This window comes from Streptomyces sp. MST-110588, from assembly GCF_022695595.1.
In the GTDB taxonomy this organism is placed as follows: domain Bacteria; phylum Actinomycetota; class Actinomycetes; order Streptomycetales; family Streptomycetaceae; genus Streptomyces.
This window is the reverse complement of record NZ_CP074380.1, coordinates 6,319,100-6,338,276: the sequence shown is the minus strand read 5'-3', so window position 1 is coordinate 6,338,276 and position 19,177 is coordinate 6,319,100. Positions and strand designations below refer to the sequence as shown.

The window sequence follows — 19,177 nt, the reverse complement described above, 5'->3', positions numbered from 1 at the left end:
CGACCGCAACGCCCCCTCCACCCGACCGGCCGCGCTAGCCGGTTTTCCCCGTACGAGTGAACGTCGGCGTCTCGGCCGAAGTGCCGACGGCGCCCAGGTCATCGCACCGGGTGGCCGGCTTCCCTCAATGTCTCCTTGACCTCGCCGATGCGCAGGTCGCCGAAGTGGAAGACGGAGGCGGCCAGGACGGCGTCGGCGCCGGCGGCGACGGCGGGGGCGAAGTCGGCGAGGCGGCCGGCGCCGCCGCTGGCGATGACCGGGACGGTGACGTGCCGGCGGACGGCGGCGATCATCTCGGTGTCGTAGCCGTCCTTGGTGCCGTCGGCGTCCATGGAGTTCAGGAGGATCTCGCCGGCGCCGAGTTCGGCGGCGCGGTGGGCCCATTCCACGGCGTCGATGCCGGTGCCGCGGCGTCCTCCGTGGGTGGTGACCTCGAAGGAGCCGGTCGCGGTGCGGCGGGCGTCCACCGAGAGGACCAGGACCTGCCGGCCGAAGCGTTCGGCGATCTCGCGGATCAGGTCGGGGCGGGCGATGGCGGCGGTGTTGACGCCGACCTTGTCGGCCCCGGCGCGCAGGAGCTTGTCGACGTCCTCGGGGGTGCGTACGCCGCCGCCGACCGTGAGCGGGATGAAGACCTGCTCGGCGGTGCGCCGCACGACGTCGTACGTCGTCTCGCGGTCGCCGGAGGAGGCGGTGATGTCCAGGAACGTCAGCTCGTCGGCGCCCTCCTCGCCGTAGATCTTGGCCATTTCGACGGGGTCGCCCGCGTCGCGGAGGTTCTGGAAGTTCACGCCCTTGACGACCCGGCCGTTGTCCACGTCCAGGCAGGGGATGACTCGGACCGCCAGGGTCATGTGCGTCAGGCTCCTCGGGAGGGGTCTTGGAAGGCTTCTAGTTCTACTTCGACCAGCACGCGGGAATCCACGAAGCCGGAGACCACGACGAGCGTGGCGACGGGGCGTACGGCGTCGAAGAGTTCCTTGTGGGCGCGGGCGACCTCGTCCACGTCGCGGGCGTGGGTGAGGTACATCCGCGTCCGCACGACGGAGCCGGCGCCCAGGCCGAAGGGCTCCAGTGCCGCCAGGGCGCCCGCGAAGGCGACCTTGGTCTGTTCGTACGGGTCGCCCTCGCCGTACAGCACCCCGTCGACCAGCGGCATGGTCCCGGCGACCAGCACCCGGTCGCCGGCCGCCACGGCGCGTGCGAATCCGATGGTCTCTTCCCAGGGACTGGTGGACTGCGCGCGCTCGATGGTCATGACGGGGTGGTCCCTTCAGACGGGGCGGACGGGGCGTTTCAGACGTGGCGGACGGGTCGTTCGCGATCGGTCACTTCAGGAGACGACTGCCAGGGCCTCTTCCAGCGTGAACGCCCTGGCGTACAGGGCCTTGCCGACGATGGCGCCCTCGACGCCGTCCGGCACCAGGCTCGCGATGGCCCGCAGGTCGTCCAGGGAGGAGACGCCACCGGAGGCCACGACGGGCTTGTCGGTGACGGCGCACACGTTCCTGAGCAGTTCGAGGTTGGGCCCCTGGAGCGTACCGTCCTTGTTGATGTCGGTGACGACATAACGGGCGCAGCCCTCGGAGTCCAGCCGTGCGAGCGTCTCATAGAGGTCGCCGCCGTCGCGGGTCCAGCCACGACCGCGCAGGGTCGTGCCCCGTACGTCCAGGCCGACCGCGATCTTCTCGCCGTGCTCGGCGATGACCTTGGCGACCCACTCGGGGGTCTCCAGGGCGGCGGTGCCCAGGTTGACGCGGTGGCAGCCGGTGGCGAGCGCGGCGGCCAGGGTGTCGTCGTCGCGGATGCCGCCGGAGAGTTCGACCTTGATGTCCATGGAGCCGGCGACCTCGGCGATCACGGCCCGGTTGTCGCCGGTGCCGAAGGCCGCGTCCAGGTCGACCAGATGCAGCCATTCGGCGCCCGCCCGCTGCCAGGCCAGCGCGGCCTGGAGGGGGTCGCCGTAGGAGGTCTCGGAGCCGGACTCGCCGTGCACCAGACGGACGGCCTGGCCGTCGCGGACGTCTACGGCGGGAAGGAGTTCGAGCTTGGTCATCAGGTCAGATCTTCCGTTCGGAGGAATCGATCCAAGGGGGCCGGCGGTCCTGCACAGGAGTCCTGCACGACGGTCCTGTACGGGCGTCCCGTACGCGAATCCTGTACGGGAATCCTGTACGGAGGTCCGCGGGGGACCTCCGTGGAAGCCGCCGGTGGGGCTCAGAGGCTGTCGAGCCAGTTGGTCAGCAACTGGGCACCGGCGTCGCCGGACTTCTCGGGGTGGAACTGGGTGGCCCACAGCGGACCGTTCTCGACGGCGGCCACGAACCGCTCGCCGTGGGTGGCCCAGGTGACCTTCGGCGCGCGGATGTTGGGGTTGCCGATTTCCAGCTCCCAGTCGTGCACCGCGTAGGAGTGCACGAAGTAGTAGCGGGTGGCGGCGTCCAGGCCCGCGAAGAGCCGCGAGTCCTGCGCCGCTTCGACGGTGTTCCAGCCCATGTGCGGGACGACGTCGGCCTTCAGCGGGCCGACCGTGCCGGGCCACTCGTCCAGGCCCTCGGTCTCCTCGCCGTGCTCGATGCCGCGTGAGAAGAGGATCTGCATGCCCACGCAGATGCCCATGACGGGCCGGCCGCCGGAGAGCCGGCGGCCCACGACCCAGTCGCCGCGGGCCGCGCGCAGCCCCTGCATGCAGGCGGCGAACGCGCCGACGCCGGGGACCAGCAGCCCGTCGGCGTTCATGGCCCGGTCGTAGTCACCGGTGATCTCCACGTCCGCGCCGACGTGGGCCAGGGCGCGCTCGGCGGAGCGTACGTTGCCGAAGCCGTAGTCGAAGACCACGACCTTCTTGGCGGGCGTGCTCAATTCCAGACCTCCAGCCGCAGGATGCCCGCCACCAGGCACATGGCGGAGCCGATGCCCAGCAGGGTGATCACGCTCTTGGGCATGCCCTGCTTCCAGAAGGAGATGACCCCGCCGAGCAGGAAGAGACCGACGAGGATGAAGACGGTGGACAGACCGTTCACAGTGCGCCCTTCGTGGAAGGGAGGATTCCGGCGGCGCGCGGATCGCGCTCGCTCGCGTACCGCAGGGCCCGCGCGAGCGCCTTGAACTGGCACTCCACGATGTGGTGGGCGTTGCGGCCGTAGGGGACGTGGACGTGCAGTGCGATCTGGGCCTGCGCCACGAAGGACTCCAGGATGTGCCGGGTCATGGTCGTGTCGTACGTACCGATCATCGGCGCCATGTTCTCGGGCTCGGTGTGGACCAGGTACGGGCGCCCGGAGAGGTCCACGGTCACCTGCGCCAGGGACTCGTCCAGCGGGACCGTGCAGTTCCCGAAGCGGTAGATGCCGACCTTGTCGCCCAGGGCCTGCCGGAAGGCGGCGCCGAGCGCGAGGGCGGTGTCCTCGATGGTGTGGTGGGTGTCGATGTGCAGGTCGCCGTCGGTCTTGACCTTCAGGTCGAACAGGCCGTGGCGGCCGAGCTGGTCGAGCATGTGGTCGTAGAAGCCGACACCGGTCGACACGTCCACCTGACCGGTGCCGTCGAGATCGATCTCGACCAGCACCGACGTCTCCTTCGTGGTGCGCTCCACGCGCCCAACGCGGGTCATCGATTCTCCTTCATCACTGCGCGAACCGCGTCGAGGAACGCGTCGTTCTCGGCCGGGGTGCCCGCGGTGACCCGCAGCCGGCCCGGCACGCCGTTGTCACGGACCAGCACGCCGTGGTCCAGGATCGCCTGCCAGGCGGCGTGCGCGTCCTTGAACCTGCCGAACTGCACGAAGTTGGCGTCGGAGTCGGTGACCTCCAGGCCCAGGGCGCGCAGCTCGGTGACCAGCCGGTCGCGTTCCTCCTTGAGCTGCTCGACGTACTTCAGGAGCGTGTCGGTGTGTTCCAGGGCGGCCAGCGCGGTGGCCTGGGTGACGGACGAGAGGTGGTACGGGAGCCGTACGAGCTGGACGGCGTCGACCACGGCGGGGTCGGCGGCCAGGTAGCCCAGCCGCAGCCCGGCCGCGCCGAACGCCTTGGACATGGTGCGGGAGACGATCAGGTTGCGGCGGCCGGCCAGCAGCGGCAGCAGCGAGGGGCGGTGGCTGAACTCGCCGTACGCCTCGTCCACGAGGACCATCGCGCCGCCGTGCTCGGCCCTGGCGGCCTGGGCGGCCTCGTAGAGCGCGAGGACGGTGCCGGCCTCGACGGCGGTGCCGGTGGGGTTGTTGGGCGAGCAGACGAAGACCACCTCGGGCCGGTGTTCGGCGATGGCCGCCACGGCCGCCTCGACGTCGATGGTGAAGTCGTCCTTGCGCGGGCCGGAGATCCAGCCGGTGCCGGTACCGCGCGAGATCAGGGCGTGCATCGAGTACGACGGCTCGAAGCCGATGGCGCTGCGGCCCGGCCCGCCGAAGGTCTGCAGCACCTGCTGGATGACCTCGTTGGAGCCGTTGGCGGCCCAGACGTGCTCGGGGCCGACCTCGTGGCCCGCCGTACGCGTCAGGTAGGCGGCGAGCGCGGTGCGCAGCTCGACCGCGTCCCGGTCCGGGTAGCGGTTCAGTCCGCGGGCGGCCTCGGTGACGCGCTCGGCGATCCGCCGGACCAGCGGCTCGGGCAGCGGGTAGGGGTTCTCGTTGGTGTTGAGCTGTACGGGGACGTCGAGCTGGGGCGCGCCGTAGGGGGACTTGCCGCGCAGCTCGTCGCGTATGGGAAGTGTGTCCCAGGGGGCAGGGCCGGGGGCGGTGCCCCGGTCGGGGGAGGTACCGGCTCCGGAGGGGGTGTCGGGTCCGGAGGGAGTGCTGGGTCCGGAAGAGGTACCAGGTCCGGAAGTGGTACCGGTCACGTGCCTGCTCACTTGCTCTGCGGGACCTTCCAGTCGAACCTGGCCTTCAGCGCCGCGCCGTGGGCGGGGAGGTCCTCGGCCTCGGCGAGGGTCACCACGTGGTGGGCGACCTCGGCCAGCGCGTCGCGGCTGTAGTCCACGACGTGGATGCCGCGCAGGAAGGACTGGACGGACAGGCCCGAGGAGTGGCAGGCGCAACCGCCGGTGGGCAGGACGTGGTTGGAGCCCGCGCAGTAGTCGCCGAGGGAGACCGGCGCGTACGGGCCGACGAAGACCGCGCCGGCGTTACGGACCCGGGCCGCGACGGCGGTGGCGTCGGCGGTCTGGATCTCCAGGTGCTCGGCGCCGTAGGCGTTGACGACCTTCAGGCCCGCGTCCATGCCGTCGACCAGCACGATCGCGGACTGCCGGCCGGCCAGCGCGGCGGTGATCCGCTCGACGTGCTTGGTGGCCCGCACCTGGGTCTTCAGCTCGGCCTCGACGGCGGCGGCCAGCTCGGCGGAGTCGGTGACCAGGACGGCCGCGGCCAGGGTGTCGTGCTCGGCCTGGCTGATCAGGTCGGCGGCGACGTGCGCCGGGTCGGCGGTGGCGTCCGCCAGGACGGCGATCTCGGTCGGCCCGGCCTCGGCGTCGATGCCGATGCGGCCCTTCAGGAGGCGCTTGGCGGAGGCGACGAAGATGTTGCCGGGGCCGGTGACCAGGTTGACCGGCCGGCACTCGTCCGTGCCGTAGGCGAACATGGCGATCGCCTGGGCGCCGCCGGCCGCGTACACCTCGTCCACGCCCAGCAGGGCGCAGGCGGCCAGGATCGTGGGGTGCGGCAGGCCGCCGAACTCCGCCTGCGGCGGGGAGGTGACGGCGACGGCCTCGACGCCGGCCTCCTGCGCCGGGACGACGTTCATGACCACGGAGGACGGGTAGACGGCCAGGCCGCCGGGTACGTACAGGCCGACGCGCTCGACGGGGACCCAGCGCTCGGTGACCGTGCCGCCGGGGACGACCTTGGTGGTGGTGTCCTTGCGGCGCTGCTCGCGGTGGACGATGCGGGCCCGGCGGATCGACTCCTCCAGGGCGGCCCGCACCGCGGGGTCCAGCTCTTCGAGGGCTCGGGTGAGCGCCTCGGCGGGCACCCGGATCCGTTCGATCTCGACGCCGTCGAACCGCCGCGCGTAATCGATCAGCGCCGCGGTGCCGCGATGGCGTACGTCCTCGCAGATGGGCCGCACCTTCTCCAGGGCGGCTTCCACGTCGAACTCGGCACGGGGCAGCAGGTCACGCAGGGCGGCACCCTCGGGGAGGGCGTCACCGCGCAGGTCGATTCGGGAGATCACCCCTCCAGTGTCTCAGACCCGGCGCGGCGGCCCGTCGCCAGTATCAGGTCGTGATACACGACCGACGTCACGTTTCGTGTTCAAGATGTCACGCAGTGGGAATAGAGAACCGTACAGGCGTACGGAATGGGCGTACGGGACGGGAACGGCGGGGTGAAGGGGTGCCACGGTGAGAGGGGGACGCGGCGGGGCAAGGGAGACGCGGCGGGGGCTCGGGAGCGCGGCGGGGCAAGGGGGACGCCATCAGGAAGAGGGGATGCGGTGGTGAAGAGGGGCGGCAGAGGTGAGAAGAGGACGGCCACGGTGAGAAGAGGGGGGAGACGGCGGTGACCACCCCGGACGCCGGTGACGCGCCGGCCGCACTGGGGCTGACCTCGGCGGAGTGGAGCATGTGGCAGGCGTTCCGCAACGGCAGCACCTGCCGGCTGCACAGCGGCGACGCGGCCAGGGACGATCCGCACGGCCGGTACCCGTGGGGCCCGGAGCGCAGCGTACGCGCCCGGGTGGTGGCCTTACTGCTCCTGGAGAGCCCGCCCGCACAGCCCGGACGGGTCTCCGCGCTCAAGCTCACCGGCGCGTACATCACCGACACCCTGGACCTGGCGGGCGGCACGGTCAAGCCGTTCGTGGAGCTGCGCGACTGCCGCTTCGAGAAGGAGGTGCTGCTGCCGGAGAGCCGCTTCACGACCCTGCGGATCGTCGGCTGCGCCGTCCCCCGGCTGGAGGCGGCCCGGCTGCACACCGAAGGCGACCTGCACCTGCCGCGCTGCGTCGTACGGTCCGGCATCCGGCTCACCGACGCCCACATAGGCACGGACCTGCTGCTCAACCAGACGGTGGTGCACAAGGACCGCCAGGGCCGGTCGGTCATGGCCGACGGCCTGACCGTAGCCCAGGACCTCCAGGCCGAGATGCTGGAGTCCTACGGAGAGGTGTCGCTGCGCGGCGCGACGGTCGGCGTCTCGCTGAGCCTGCGCGGCAGCCGGCTGAGCAATCCCTACGGGCGCAGAGCGCTCAACGCCCCGCAGCTCACGGTCGAGCGCACCCTGTACCTGACGGCCGCGGGCCTGGCCAGTTCCCCGTTCTCCACGGTCGGCGCCGGCACGCCCCCGTACGGGATCGGGCACACCCCCACCCGCGGGACGCGCATGCAGCGCTTCGAGTGCGAGGGCGGGATGCGGCTGGACGACGGGCGGTTCGGGGACGCCGTGGACCTGGAACAGGCCCGCTTCCTCATGGAGGGCGACCAGGAACTGTCGCTGCGCCGCATCCAGACCCCCGAGCTGCGCTTCCTGTGCGAGCGCCCGCAGCAGGGCCGGGTGATCCTCTCCGGCGCGCGGGTGGTCAACCTGGTCGACAAGGCGGCGAGCTGGCCGGGCCTGGGCGGGCTGTGGATGGCGGGTTTCTCCTACGAGACGCTGATACCGCGCGGGCACTTCCCGCTGGCCCGGCGTCTGGAATGGGTGGCCGCGGCCACCCCGGAGTACGCGCCCGAGCCGTACGAGATGCTGGCCGCCTCGATGCGCCGCAGTGGCGAGGACTCCGACGCCCGGGAGGCGCTGCTGGCCAAGCAGCGCCGCCGCCGCGAGACGCTGCCGCTGGCGGCCAAGGCGTGGGGCATCCTCCAGGACTGGACGGTGGCGTACGGCTACCGGCCGGGGCGGGCGGCGGTGTGGATGGCCGTCTTATGGGCGCTCGGCACGGTCTACTTCTCCCAGTCGCCGCCCCGGGCCGTCAATGCCGGCGAGGCCCAGCCCTGGAACCCGTACCTGTACGTGCTGGACCTGCTGCTGCCGGTGATCGACCTCCACCAGGAGACTTCCTGGAAGCCGGGGGGCGCCGCGCAGTGGGTCGCGGCGATCATGATCCTGGCGGGCTGGGTGCTGGCGACGACCGTGGCGGCGGGCGCGTCCCGGCTGCTGCGGCGCCAGTAGGGGCGGAGGGTGCTTGGAAGAACCGCGGGGGCGCGTCCTGATTGATGCGCGCGGGCAGATGCGCCAGGTGCGCGTGCCGGGTGGCGGGGGCCGCGTGCCGGATGGCGGGGCCACGTGCCGCGTGCCACGACGCCAACAAGGGCGCGGGGCGCGCGCCCGTCGGCGCGCCGTTCGGTGCGCCCCCCGGCGCCCTCCGCAGCCACCCGCTTCCTCCCGCCCCGTCCGGGCACCGGCCCATGAGTCCCGTCCCGCGCACCGCCCATTAGGCTTACGGCCTGTGACCTCCCTGCGCCTACCGCTCTTCCCCCTGAACTCGGTGCTGTTCCCGGGACTCGTACTCCCGCTGAACATCTTCGAGGCGCGGTACCGGGCGATGATGCGCGATCTGCTCGCGCTGCCCGAGGACGAACGCCGCTTCGGCGTGGTCGCCATCCGCGACGGCCGCGAGGTGGCCCCCACCGCGCCGGGCCTGCCGGACGGAACCGTACGGCCCGCCGAGGGTCCCACCGCGGGCTTCGGCCCCGACCCGATGCGCGCCTTCCACACCGTGGGGTGCGTGGCGGACGCGGCGACGATCCGCGAGAAGAGCACCAAGGACGGCAGCGGCCCCGCGACGGGCGGCGGCTTCGGGACGGCGGCCGGCCCCGGCGCCCAGGGCCCCGGATACGAGGTCCTGGCCACCGGCACCACCCGCTTCCGGCTGCTGTCGGTGGATGCCTCCGGCCCGTACCTGGTGGGCGAGGTGGAGGCGCTGGAGGAGATCCAGGGTGAGGGCGCCGGCGCGCTCGCCTCCGGCGTCCTGCGCGCCTTCCGCACCTACCAGAAGCGCCTGGCCTGGGCCAACGAGCGGACCCTGTCCGGCGGACAGGACCTGCCCGACGAACCGTCCGTCCTGTCCTACCTGGTCGCCGCCGCGGCCGTCCTGGACGTGCCCGCCAAGCAGCGGCTGCTCCAGGCGCCGGACACCGCCAGCCGGCTGACCGAGGAGCTGAAACTCCTTCGCCAGGAGGCCGCGGTGATCGGTAAGCTCCCGTCGCTGCCGGCCGTGGACCTGACCCGGCAGCCGACCAGCCCCAACTGACGCGAGGCGCTCTCCCGGTGTCCAAGGCCAAGCCGAAGAAGTCCAAGAAGCAGCAGTCCCCCGGCGCCGGCGGCACCCCCGCGACGGTGGCGCTGGCCGACGCGGGCGTCCCCTTCACGGTGCACGCCTACGAGCACGACCCGGCCGCCCCCTCGTACGGCGAGGAAGCCGCGCAGGCGCTCGGCGTCTCCCCCGACCAGGTGTTCAAGACCCTGCTCGCGGACGTCGACGGCACACTGACCGTCGCCGTCGTCCCCGTCTCCGGAAGCCTGGACCTCAAGGCACTGGCCGCAGCCGTGGGCGGCAAACGCGCCGCGATGGCCGACCCCGCGGCGGCGGAGCGCAGCACCGGATACGTACGCGGCGGAATCTCCCCGCTCGGCCAGCGCAAGCGGCTGCGTACGGTCCTGGACGCCTCGGCCCGCGACCTGGAGACGGTCTGCGTCTCGGCGGGCCGCCGCGGCCTGGAGGTCGAACTCTCCCCGGCGGACCTGGCGGCCCTCACCGGCGCCGTCCTCGCCCCGATCGCCCGCCACTGACCGCCGCGCCGCCGCCGGGGCCCGGCGACGGTACGTCGGCGCCCGGGTTCGCCGGGGTGTGCCGGGCGCCCGGCCTGTGCCCTGCCATGGCCTGGTGGGCGTCCACGCGGGCGCCCTGTCGGCGTTCGCGCCGGTCCTCCCTCGGCGCTCGTGCCGACGCCTGCCCTCTTGGCGTCCGCATCCGCCCGCCTGCCTCCCGGTGGCGCGCGAAGCCTTTACGGCGTCCACCGCCTCCGCTAGGACCCTTGGGGGAGGTACGCCATGTCGAAGAGAACCCGCAAGCGGAAGTGGCGCATCAAGAAGGGCCGGGCCAACCACGGCCGCCGTCCCGCCTGACGCCGGCGTTAGGGGCCCCTGACGGGGCCCTGAGAACGGGGGCCGCCGACCCGGCGCATGACGGGCCGTGGCAGGTGTGCACGAACGCGTCGGCCCGACCGGTCCGAGCGCCGGAACTCGCCCGGACCGGCCGGGTTCCGGCCGGACTCCCGGACCGGTTCGGGACGGCTGCCCAGACCGGTTCGAGCCGCCTGCCCCGCTCGGTCCGGCCCGGCCCGGTCCGGTCCCGGGAGATCGCCCGCAGCCGGACCGGCACCGCCCCGCTGACCGCAGGACATCCACCAAGCACTCCCGGCACCGTACGTACGGCCGGCCGAACCGGCCCCCGACCACGCCGGCCAGGCATCCGGCAGTGCGGACGGCCCTGGCCGGGACCACCCGGCCCGCCCCGGCCCTGCCAGGTGCGCCCGGCAGCAGGCCGGCACTCGACCGTTCGGTCAGTCCGCCGACGACGGCCGCTGCTGCTGCGAGCGTTCCGGATGCTGCCATGGCACCGAATGCTGCGCGGATCCGCCCGACCGCCCAGGTCCCGTCCGGCTGGGTGAGCGCGGCAGAGGGCCGAAGTCCGGTCGTCCGGTCAGTCCGTCGATGATGACGGCGGCGGCTGCGAGCATTCCGGATGCTGCCGCGGCGCCGGATGCTGCGGGGGTCCGCCCGGCCAACCCGGTTCCGGCCGGACTCCCGGACCGGTTCGGCCCACCTGCCCGGCTCGGTTCCGGTCCCGGGAGATCGCCCGCAACCGGACCAGCACCGCCCCGCTGACCGCAGGACATCCGCCGGGCACTCCCGGCACCGTACGGCCAGCCGACCGAACCGGCGCCCGCCCCGGCCTGCCAGGTGTACCCCGGCAGCGGGCCGGCATTCGACCGTTCGGTCAGTCCGTCGATGACGACGGCGGCGGCTGCGAGTGTTCCGGGTGCTGCTGTGGCGTCGGGTGCTGCTGGTGTCCGCCCGACCAGTCCGGGACCATCGGGTCGCGGTACGGGTCCGGGTCACGCGGTCCGAACAGGCCCGTCAGCGCGAGCTGGGTCAGCATCGCCGCGAGGGGCCAGGCGAGTAGCGCCCCCTTGGCCTGGAGCCGCAGCGGGCCGTCGAACGGCACACCCTCGCCGGCCTTGAGGGCGCGGGCGCCGACGTCTTCGGACGGCCCCAGCCACAGCCCCGTCCGCCAGGCCACCACCGAGGCCAGCAGGCCGCCGGCCGCCAGCGCCACGACCAGCGGGATGCCGCCGCGCCTGCGGACGAGGAAGACCACCGTCGCGCTCAGCACACCGAGGCCGAGGGCCAGCAGGACGAACGTGCCGTCCGCGCCGATGGCCTCCTCCCCCTCGGTGTTCTTCAGGTAGATGTCCTTGCCCTGCCGGAACAGCGGGATGTGCGGCGCCAGCCAGGCCCACAGCACGCCGAGCAGCACACCGGAGGCCGCCACCAGGAACGCGATCACCGCTGCCTCGCGCAGGTCGTGTCCCAGATCGTCCCGGGGGCGCGCGTCGGCGGGCGCGCCGTTCGGCTCACCGGACACGGGCGCGTTCTCCTCGTCGACGGCGGGCGCGGACCAAGGGTCGTACGATCGTTCGGGCGGCTGATTGCGGGGCGTCTGTGGTGCGGTCACCCCGTCATCGTGCCAGGTTGACGTCGCGCGACCGGCATCAGGACGCCGGTTCGGGCCGTCCGCCCCCGTCACCGGACCGCCGCCCGCCGGTACGCCCACGTCGCCACGGCCAGCGACAGCACGCCCACCGCCGCACACACACCCAGATCCGCCCCGATCGCCATCCACTCGGGCCGCGCGTCGAAGCTGCGGGCCAGCGCCTCCACCCCGTACGTGGACGGCAGCAGATCACGGGCGTAGCCGATGAGCGCGGGCAGCCGGCCCGCCGGGAGCACACCGAGCAGCAGCGCCGCCGACATGCCCAGTTGCCCGCAGAGCGTGGCCAGCTCCTGCCGGGGAGCCAGCAGTCCCAGCGCGGCACCGAGCCCGGCCAGCGCGGCGCCCGCCAGCGGCACGACGGCCACCAGCACCCACAGGTTCGCCATCGGGAGCTGGAAGAGCACACAGCCGGTGACGGCCGTGACGACCGTGCCGGGCGCGGTGAAGGACGCGTACGCGCCCGCCGCGCCGAGCACCACCGCGGCGGGCGGCACCGGCAGCGTCGCGTAGTGGTCCAGTCCACCGCCCGCTCTGAGCTGCCCGAAGTACTGCGCCAGCAGGTTCAGCGCCACGAACGCCACGACCAGCACGCTCGACCCGGACACCACGGCCCGCGCCTCGTCGCCGCCGTCGACGACGCCGCGCATCAGCACCATGATCCCGATGGACTGGAACGTCGCGACGAACAGCAGCGGGATCCGGGCGACCCGGGCCCGGGAGAGCTGCGCGCGGTAGACGGCTCCGAGGGCGGGCAGCAGCCGGGCCCTCGGGGCCAGGGGCGCGGCCTCCTCGCCGGGCCGCGCCGGGGGCGTACCGGCGCCGGTCTGCGACCCGGCCTGCGCCGCAGCCTGGGCCCCGGCCTGGGTCACCGCCTCCACGGGAACCACACTCACGCCTTCACCAAGCCTTCCTCCGTACGGCCCCCGAGCGCGAGATACACATCTTCCAGGCTGGGCGTGGCGAGCGTGAAGTCGTCCAGCGCGGCGAAGGCGGGGCCGGCCGTCACCGCGGCCACCGCTTCGCGTGCCTGCTGCGGCGGCAGCCGCAGCGTCCAGCGGCGGCCGGCCGCCCGCGCCGACTCGCCCAGGGCCGCCACCTCGGGCACGTCCAGCGGGGCACGGTCCCGCCACACCAGTTCCAGCCGCACTTCCTCGCCGACGAGCGCCTTCAGACCCCCCGGCGTGTCGCAGGCGATGACCCGGCCGCGGTCGACGACGGCGACCCGGTCCAGCACGCTCTCCGCCTCGATGACGTTGTGCGTCACCAGCACCACGGTGGTGCCGCGCTCGGCCCTGCGCCGGTCCACGGCGGCCCATACCGCGCGGCGGGCCACCGGGTCCATGCCGGTCGTCGGCTCGTCCAGGACCAGCAGCGGGCGCTCGCCGACCAGCACCCCCGCGAAGCAGGCCAGTCGGCGCTGGCCGCCGGAGAGCTTCTTCAGCGGGCGTCCCGCGATGTCCGCCAGGCCCAGCTCGTCCACGACGGCGTCCCGCTCCGCGCGGGCCTGGGCCGCGGTGAGGCCACGCAGCCGGCCGGTGGTCTCCACGGCCAGCGAGACCGTCATCTCGTCCAGGGCGGTCGACTCCTGCCCCAGGTAGCCGAGCAGCCGTGCCGCGCGGTCCGGGTGACGCACGATGTCGTGTCCCAGTACGGTCACGCTGCCGGAATCCGGCCGCAGCAGTCCGGTGAGCTGGCGCACCAGGGTCGACTTGCCGGCACCGTTGGGGCCGAGCAGCCCGAAGATCTCTCCGCGCCGTACGTCCAGGCTGATCCCGTCGCTGGCCCGTACGGCCGGCGCCGCCGCAGTTCCCCGGCGTCCGCGCACCGCGGGATACGTCTTGACCAGGTCCCGCACGACGCACACCTGCTCGCCGTGGTCCACCTGTTTTGCGCCCGTCCTCACGAGCTACGAGGGTACGCGCACCGGCCGCCCACGCGTTCCCCGGGCCCGTGGGTGGGGCGCGGGTGGTCACCACCCACCAACGGGGCACCCGCACCCCAGCACCCCAGCGCCTCGCCCACGAGCGGGGCACCGGCACGCAACGTACCGCGACGGCGGGGTGCCGTGATCAGTCGCCCGCCGGGGCGTGTTCCGCGGCGGTGCGCAGGTCGACCTCGCGCCAGAAGCCGGCCCGGATCGCGTAGCGGTCGTGTTCGTCGATCTGGTCGTCCTTGTGGGCCAGCAGGCCGAAGCGGGCCGCGTAGCGGAGCAGTTCGCCGTCGATGCGGTGCGGGATGCGGGGGTACTCCGTGGAGATCTGCTGGAGGTGGGAGGTGTCGGAGAGGCGATCGGTCCAGCGGCGGGCGAAGACCTGGCCGACCTCGAAGGGGTCGCCGCTGACGGCGGTGATGTCCTCTTCCCGGTCGGCCCACCGCTGCTCGGCGCTGGTGAGCTGGGCGAGCGTCGGCAGGGAGGCCGTTTCGGGGGGTTCGCCCACGGGGGCGCCGCGTTCGATCCAGCCTTTGTCGGAGGACCAGCGCAGGGTGGCGTTGGGGGTCGGCGAGGCGGCGGGGGAAGCAGGGGCGGCGGGGCCTCCCGGGCCCCGGCCGAGGCCGGCGAGGTCCTTGGGGGTGGGGACCGCCGAGAGTCCCTTGCCGGCGGTGGGGCCCTGTTCGCCGCCGTCCCGGGCGGTGCCTTCGGAGGAGGCCGCCGGCCGGGCGCCGACGTTGGAGCCGTTGCGGTTGTGGTTGCGCTCGCCGCCGTCCTGTCCGGCGGCAGCGGCGGCGGCTGCGGCAGCGGCGACCGCGGACTCCGGCAGGGGGGCGGAGAGGATCGCGGCGATCTCGGGCCGCGGTGCGGGCGGCGGCGCGCAGGGGCCGCCCAGTTCCTTGAGCCGCACGGCGCGGGTGATCCACGCCCGGTCCAGGACCCGCCGCTCGTCGGCCTCGGCGACCAGGTCCTCGGACTGGTTGTAGTCGCCGTCCGCGGCCTGGACCGCCCACAGGTGGACGGCGACGCCGTGTTCCTTCGCCGACATCAGGCCGGGCAGCAGATCGCCGTCGCCGGTCACCAGCACGATGTCCGAACAGGCGCGGTTACGGGCCAGCTCGGTCAACTCCGCGTGCATGGCCGCGTCCACGCCCTTCTGCGCCCAGCGGCCGTCGCTGCGGGTCAGGGCACCGAGCCGGACGGTGACCCGGGGCATGACGCGCAGCCGGCGGTGTTCGGGCTGCGGTACGCGGTCGGGGGCACCGTCGAACCAGTAGATGCGCAGCAGCCGCTGCTCGGTGTCGGCTTCCGCGCGCTGCCGCAGGCCCTGGATGAGCGCGGTGTGGTCGACGGTGATCCGGGACCGCGTGGGCTCTCCGGCGAGCAGGCTCGCGGCGGCCCCCAGCAAATATCCGGCGTCCACCAGGACGACGCAGCGATCCACGTTCCACCCTCTTTCGTGAGGTGCTGAAGTCCGGTCGCCCCCCGGCTCGGCCTGTGGCACGAGGTTTCCTTCGGCTTTCCTTCGAGTCTGCCCGACCGCGCGGGGGTTAACTGCCCGAACTCGATCATCGGCGTGGCGGATTCGGCGGGAATTTCGGATGCGGCGCGTGAGAGCCCTTATTACTGACGGTAATTGCCCGAAATGCGAGCATCTGCGCGACGTGTAACTCTGGTCGCGGATCCGGACCAGGGGTCCCTTATGGAGGCACGATCATGGCCAAGAGCAAGAAGTCGGACCGTCGTCAGCAGCAGCGGACCGCGGCGGCCGAGCGCGGTCAGCAGGAAGCCCAGCGCTCGGCGATGGAGGCGCAGGCCCAGCCCCAGGCGCAGGCCCAGGGCAGCCCGGCGGACGTGGCCCGCAAGCATCAGCGGCGCTTCGGCCACAACTGACGTTCCGGGGGCGGCGGTCGAGGCGCACAGCGGTTGGGGGGCGCACCCGGTGCCGGGTGCGCCCCCCGATGCATGTGCGCCTGCGCCTCAGCCCGCCAGGCAGGACGGGCCCAGCAGCACCTTCAGGTCGCCGAAGAGGGAGGGGTCGGGGGTGACCCGGTGCCGGTCCAGCCGCAGCACGGTGGTCTTGCGGGTGCCCTGGAGCTTGATCCGTACCTCGGTGGAGCCGCGGTGGCTGGTGAGCACCTCGCCCAGCTTCTCGACCAGCGGCGGGGTGACCTTCAGGGCCGGGATGGTGATCGTCACGGGGGCGTTCGCACCGGCCTCGGAGAGGTCGGGGACCATCATCTCCATGGCCACCAGCCGGGGGACGTCCTCGCGCTTGTCCAGGCGGCCCTTGACGAACACCACGGCGTCCTCGACGAGCTGGGTCGAGACGAGCTGGTAGGTCGCGGGGAAGAACATGCAGTCGATGGAGCCGGCCAGGTCCTCGACGGTGGCGATGGCCCAGGCGTTGCCCTGCTTGGTCATCTTGCGCTGGAGGCCCGAGATGATGCCGCCGATCGTGACGATCGAGCCGTCCGAGTAGTCGCCGCCGGTGAGCTGGGAGATCGCGGCGTCGGCCTTGTCGGACAGGACGTGTTCGAGGCCGAAGAGCGGGTGGTCGGAGACGTACAGGCCGAGCATCTCCCGCTCCTGGGCGAGGAGATAGGTCTTGTCCCACTCGATGTCCGAGAACTCCACGTCGAGGCCGAAGCCGGGGCCGTCGTCCGCCGAGTCCTCGCCCATGCCGCCGAAGAGGTCGAACTGCCCCTCGGCCTCCTTGCGCTTGACCTGCACCACGTTGTCGATCATCGACTCGTAGTGCGCCATCAGCCCCTTGCGGGTGTGGCCCATCTCGTCGAACGCGCCCGCCTTGATCAGCGATTCGGTGGTGCGCTTGTTGCAGACGACGGCGTCGACCTTGTCGAGGTAGTCGGGGAAGGAGAGGTACTTTCCCTTCGCCTTACGACAACGAATGATCGAATCCACCACGTTCTGACCGACGTTACGGACCGCGGTGAGACCGAAAAGGATCACATCGTCGCCCTGGGCGGCGAAGTTCGCCTCTGACTCATTGACGTTGGGCGGTAGCACCTTGATGCCCATACGGCGGCACTCGTTGAGATAGACCGCCGACTTGTCCTTGTCGTCCCGCACAGAGGTGAGCAGTGCGGACATGTATTCGGCCGGATAGTTCGCCTTGAGGTAAGCGGTCCAATAAGTGACCAGTCCGTACGCGGAGGAGTGCGCCTTGTTGAAGGCGTATCCGGCGAAGGGGACCAGAACGTCCCACAGGGCCTGGATCGCCTCGTCGGAGTAGCCGTTCTTCTTGGCGCCGGCCTGGAAGATGGTGAAGTTCTTGGCCAGTTCCTCGGGCTTCTTCTTGCCCATGACGCGGCGCAGGATGTCGGCCTCGCCCAGGGAGTACCCGGCGATGATCTGGGCGGCCTTCTGCACCTGCTCCTGGTAGACGATCAGGCCGTAGGTCAGGCCGAGGGTCTCCTTCAGGGGCTCTTCGAGCTCCGGGTGGATCGGGGTGATCTCCTGGCGGCCGTTCTTGCGCTCCGCGTAGTTGATGTGCGAGTTCATGCCCATCGGGCCCGGCCGGTACAGGGCCGAGACGGCGGAGATGTCCTCGAAGTTGTCGGGCTGCATCTGGCGCAGCAGCGAGCGCATCGGGCCGCCGTCGAACTGGAAGACGCCCAGGGTGTCACCGCGGCACAGCAGCTCGAAGGTCTTGGGGTCGTCCAGCGGTACGGACAGCAGCTCCAGGTCGACGCCCTTGTTGGCCTTCACCATCTTCAGGGCGTCGTCCATGATGGTCAGGTTGCGCAGGCCCAGGAAGTCCATCTTCAGCAGGCCCAGCGACTCGCACTGGGGGTAGTCCCACTGGGTGATGGTCACCCCGTCGGTGTGCCGCACCCAGACCGGGGCGTGGTCGATGATCGGCTCGCTGGACATGATCACGCCGGCGGCGTGCACACCCATCTGCCTCACCAGGCCCTCGACACCCTTGGCGGTGTCGATGACCTTCTTCACGTCCGGCTCGTTCTCGTACATCGCCCGGACCTCGCCCGCCTCGTTGTAGCGGGGGTGCGAGGGGTTGGTGATGCCGTCCAGGTCGATGCCCTTGCCCAGGACGTCGGCGGGCATGGCCTTGGTGATCCGGTCACCCATCGCGTACGGGTAGCCCAGGACGCGCGCGGAGTCCTTGATGGCGTTCTTCGCCTTGATCTTGCCGTACGTGCCGATCATGGCGACCTTGTCCTCGCCGTACTTCTCGGTCACGTACCGGATCACTTCGACGCGCCTGCGCTCGTCGAAGTCGATGTCGACATCGGGCATCGAGACGCGCTCGGGGTTCAGGAACCGCTCGAAGATCAGCCCGTGCTCGATCGGGTCGAGGTCGGTGATGCCCATCGCGTACGCGACGATCGAACCGGCCGCGGAGCCACGGCCGGGGCCGACCGCGATGCCGTTGTTCTTGGCCCACATGATGAAGTCGGCGACCACGAGGAAGTAGCCGGGGAACCCCATCTGGATGATGACGTCCATTTCGTACTCGGCCTGCTTCTGCCGGTCCTCGGGGACGCCGCCCGGGTAGCGGCGCTCCATGCCGCGCCGCACCTCTTCCTGGAACCAGGTGACTTCGGTGTACCCCTCGGGGATGTCGAACTTCGGCATGAGGTCGCGCTTTTCGAACATGCCGGAGGTGTCGATCTGCTCGGCGACCAGGAGGGTGTTGCGGCAGCCCTCCTGCCAGGCGTCCGAGGAGTCGATGGCGTACATCTCGTCGGTGGACTTGATGTAGTAGCCGGTGCCGTCGAACTTGAAGCGGTCGGGGTCACTGAGGTTCTTGCCGGTCTGGATGCACAGCAGGGCGTCGTGGGCGGTCGCCTCGTGTGCGTAGGTGTAGTGCGAGTCGTTGGTCACCAGCGGCGGGATGCCGAGCTTCTTGCCGATCTCCAGCAGGCCGTCCCGGACCCGGCGCTCGATCTCGATGCCGTGGTCCATCAGCTCCAGGAAGTACCGGTCCTTGCCGAAGATGTCCTGGTACTCCGAGGCCGCCTTGAGGGCCTCGTCGTACTGGCCCAGGCGCAGCCGGGTCTGGAGCTCACCCGAGGGGCAGCCGGTGGAGGCGATCAGGCCCTCGGACCACTGGGCGATGGTCTCCTTGTCCATACGCGGCCACTTCTGGAGCCAGCCCTCCTTGTACGCGTCCGAGGACAGCTTGAAGAGGTTGTGCAGGCCCGTCTTGTTCGCCGCCCAGATCGTCTTGTGGGTGTAACCACCGGAACCGGAGACGTCGTCCCGCTTCTGGTGCGGCTGGCCCCACTGGATCTTCCGCTTGGTGCGCCGCGACTCGGGCGCGACGTACGCCTCGATGCCGATGATCGGTGTGACCCCGGCCTTCTGCGCGCTGTGGAAGAAGTCGTACGCCCCGTGCAGGTTGCCGTGGTCGGTCATGGCGATATGGGTCATGCCCATCTCGTTGCACGCGTCGAACATGTCCTTCAGCCGCGCGGCACCGTCCAGCAGCGAGTACTGGGTGTGCACGTGCAGATGCGTGAAGGGCGGCTTGGCCACGGCGGGAGACCTCCGG

At 71.8% G+C, this 19,177-nt stretch carries 17 protein-coding genes; 4 read left to right on the top strand and 13 right to left on the bottom strand.

Features of this window, described 5'->3' with window-relative positions; all coding sequences use genetic code 11:
* Positions 1–98 precede the first annotated feature (98 nt).
* From hisF to hisD, 8 genes are all read right to left on the bottom strand, one after another.
* On the bottom strand, positions 99–854 hold the full coding sequence (gene hisF / locus KGS77_RS27820) for an imidazole glycerol phosphate synthase subunit HisF (protein ID WP_242585911.1): 756 nt from the start codon (positions 852–854) through the stop codon (positions 99–101).
* Positions 855–859: 5 nt separating this feature from the next.
* Positions 860–1,258, bottom strand: a complete 399-nt coding sequence (locus KGS77_RS27815) for a RidA family protein (protein WP_242585910.1) — start codon at positions 1,256–1,258, stop codon at positions 860–862.
* A gap of 75 nt (positions 1,259–1,333) precedes the next feature.
* Positions 1,334–2,056, bottom strand: coding sequence for a bifunctional 1-(5-phosphoribosyl)-5-((5-phosphoribosylamino)methylideneamino)imidazole-4-carboxamide isomerase/phosphoribosylanthranilate isomerase PriA (priA, locus tag KGS77_RS27810; RefSeq protein ID WP_242585909.1), 723 nt, complete (start codon positions 2,054–2,056; stop codon positions 1,334–1,336).
* A 161-nt stretch (positions 2,057–2,217) separates the two neighbouring features.
* On the bottom strand, positions 2,218–2,862 hold the full coding sequence (hisH, locus tag KGS77_RS27805; protein WP_242585908.1) for an imidazole glycerol phosphate synthase subunit HisH: 645 nt from the start codon (positions 2,860–2,862) through the stop codon (positions 2,218–2,220).
* Positions 2,859–3,023 (bottom strand): hypothetical protein, encoded by a 165-nt coding sequence (locus KGS77_RS27800; protein ID WP_242585907.1) that lies wholly within the window; start codon positions 3,021–3,023, stop codon positions 2,859–2,861. Before KGS77_RS27800 ends, hisH begins: the two co-directional genes overlap by 4 nt.
* On the bottom strand, positions 3,020–3,613 hold the full coding sequence (gene hisB / locus KGS77_RS27795; RefSeq protein ID WP_242585906.1) for an imidazoleglycerol-phosphate dehydratase HisB: 594 nt from the start codon (positions 3,611–3,613) through the stop codon (positions 3,020–3,022). The genes KGS77_RS27800 and hisB overlap by 4 nt, the downstream gene beginning before the upstream one ends.
* On the bottom strand, positions 3,610–4,836 hold the full coding sequence (locus KGS77_RS27790; protein WP_277994274.1) for a histidinol-phosphate transaminase: 1,227 nt from the start codon (positions 4,834–4,836) through the stop codon (positions 3,610–3,612). The genes hisB and KGS77_RS27790 overlap by 4 nt, the downstream gene beginning before the upstream one ends.
* An 8-nt stretch (positions 4,837–4,844) precedes the next feature.
* Positions 4,845–6,167: a histidinol dehydrogenase gene (hisD, locus tag KGS77_RS27785; protein WP_242585905.1), complete on the bottom strand. Its 1,323-nt coding sequence runs from the start codon at positions 6,165–6,167 to the stop codon at positions 4,845–4,847.
* A gap of 326 nt (positions 6,168–6,493) precedes the next feature.
* On the opposite strand from hisD, the gene KGS77_RS27780 reads away from it, so the two are divergent.
* The 3 genes from KGS77_RS27780 to ybaK all read left to right on the top strand — a co-directional run bounded on the left by KGS77_RS27780 (position 6,494) and on the right by ybaK (position 9,721).
* Positions 6,494–8,101, top strand: a complete 1,608-nt coding sequence (locus KGS77_RS27780; RefSeq protein WP_242585904.1) for an oxidoreductase — start codon at positions 6,494–6,496, stop codon at positions 8,099–8,101.
* 277 nt (positions 8,102–8,378) lie between these two features.
* On the top strand, positions 8,379–9,182 hold the full coding sequence (locus KGS77_RS27775) for an LON peptidase substrate-binding domain-containing protein (RefSeq protein ID WP_242585903.1): 804 nt from the start codon (positions 8,379–8,381) through the stop codon (positions 9,180–9,182).
* Between the two features lie 17 nt (positions 9,183–9,199).
* Positions 9,200–9,721, top strand: coding sequence for a Cys-tRNA(Pro) deacylase (gene ybaK / locus KGS77_RS27770; protein ID WP_242585902.1), 522 nt, complete (start codon positions 9,200–9,202; stop codon positions 9,719–9,721).
* Positions 9,722–10,931: 1,210 nt separating this feature from the next.
* Here ybaK and KGS77_RS27765 read toward each other — a convergent pair.
* The 4 genes from KGS77_RS27765 to KGS77_RS27750 form a co-directional block, all read right to left on the bottom strand.
* On the bottom strand, positions 10,932–11,669 hold the full coding sequence (locus KGS77_RS27765) for a DUF2567 domain-containing protein (protein ID WP_242585901.1): 738 nt from the start codon (positions 11,667–11,669) through the stop codon (positions 10,932–10,934).
* 68 nt (positions 11,670–11,737) lie between these two features.
* The gene (locus tag KGS77_RS27760; protein ID WP_242587724.1) at positions 11,738–12,484 is read right to left on the bottom strand and encodes an ABC transporter permease; all 747 of its coding nucleotides are present in this window, start codon (positions 12,482–12,484) and stop codon (positions 11,738–11,740) included.
* Positions 12,485–12,597: 113 nt separating this feature from the next.
* Positions 12,598–13,590 carry an ABC transporter ATP-binding protein gene (locus KGS77_RS27755; protein WP_242587723.1) on the bottom strand — a complete coding sequence of 331 codons (993 nt, stop codon included), beginning with the start codon at positions 13,588–13,590 and terminating at the stop codon, positions 12,598–12,600.
* A gap of 187 nt (positions 13,591–13,777) precedes the next feature.
* On the bottom strand, positions 13,778–15,082 hold the full coding sequence (locus KGS77_RS27750; protein WP_242585900.1) for an NYN domain-containing protein: 1,305 nt from the start codon (positions 15,080–15,082) through the stop codon (positions 13,778–13,780).
* Between the two features lie 272 nt (positions 15,083–15,354).
* Between KGS77_RS27750 and KGS77_RS27745 the strand changes: the two genes are divergently transcribed.
* Positions 15,355–15,531: a hypothetical protein gene (locus tag KGS77_RS27745; RefSeq protein WP_242585899.1), complete on the top strand. Its 177-nt coding sequence runs from the start codon at positions 15,355–15,357 to the stop codon at positions 15,529–15,531.
* An 87-nt stretch (positions 15,532–15,618) separates the two neighbouring features.
* On the opposite strand, the gene dnaE is transcribed toward KGS77_RS27745, so the two are convergent.
* Entirely contained in the window at positions 15,619–19,161 is a 3,543-nt protein-coding gene (gene dnaE, locus KGS77_RS27740) for a DNA polymerase III subunit alpha (RefSeq protein ID WP_242585898.1), read from the bottom strand.
* Between the last annotated feature and the right edge of the window lie 16 nt (positions 19,162–19,177).

Bases quoted from the DNA above. Each gene is read 5' to 3' on its own strand.
- priA (WP_242585909.1), bottom strand. From the start codon at position 2,056: ATGACCAAGCTCGAACTCCTTCCCGCCGTAGACGTCCGCGACGGCCAG.
- hisF (WP_242585911.1), bottom strand. From the start codon at position 854: ATGACCCTGGCGGTCCGAGTCATCCCCTGCCTGGACGTGGACAACGGC.
- hisB (WP_242585906.1), bottom strand. From the start codon at position 3,613: ATGACCCGCGTTGGGCGCGTGGAGCGCACCACGAAGGAGACGTCGGTG.
- KGS77_RS27815 (WP_242585910.1), bottom strand. From the start codon at position 1,258: ATGACCATCGAGCGCGCGCAGTCCACCAGTCCCTGGGAAGAGACCATC.
- KGS77_RS27745 (WP_242585899.1), top strand. From the start codon at position 15,355: ATGGCCAAGAGCAAGAAGTCGGACCGTCGTCAGCAGCAGCGGACCGCG.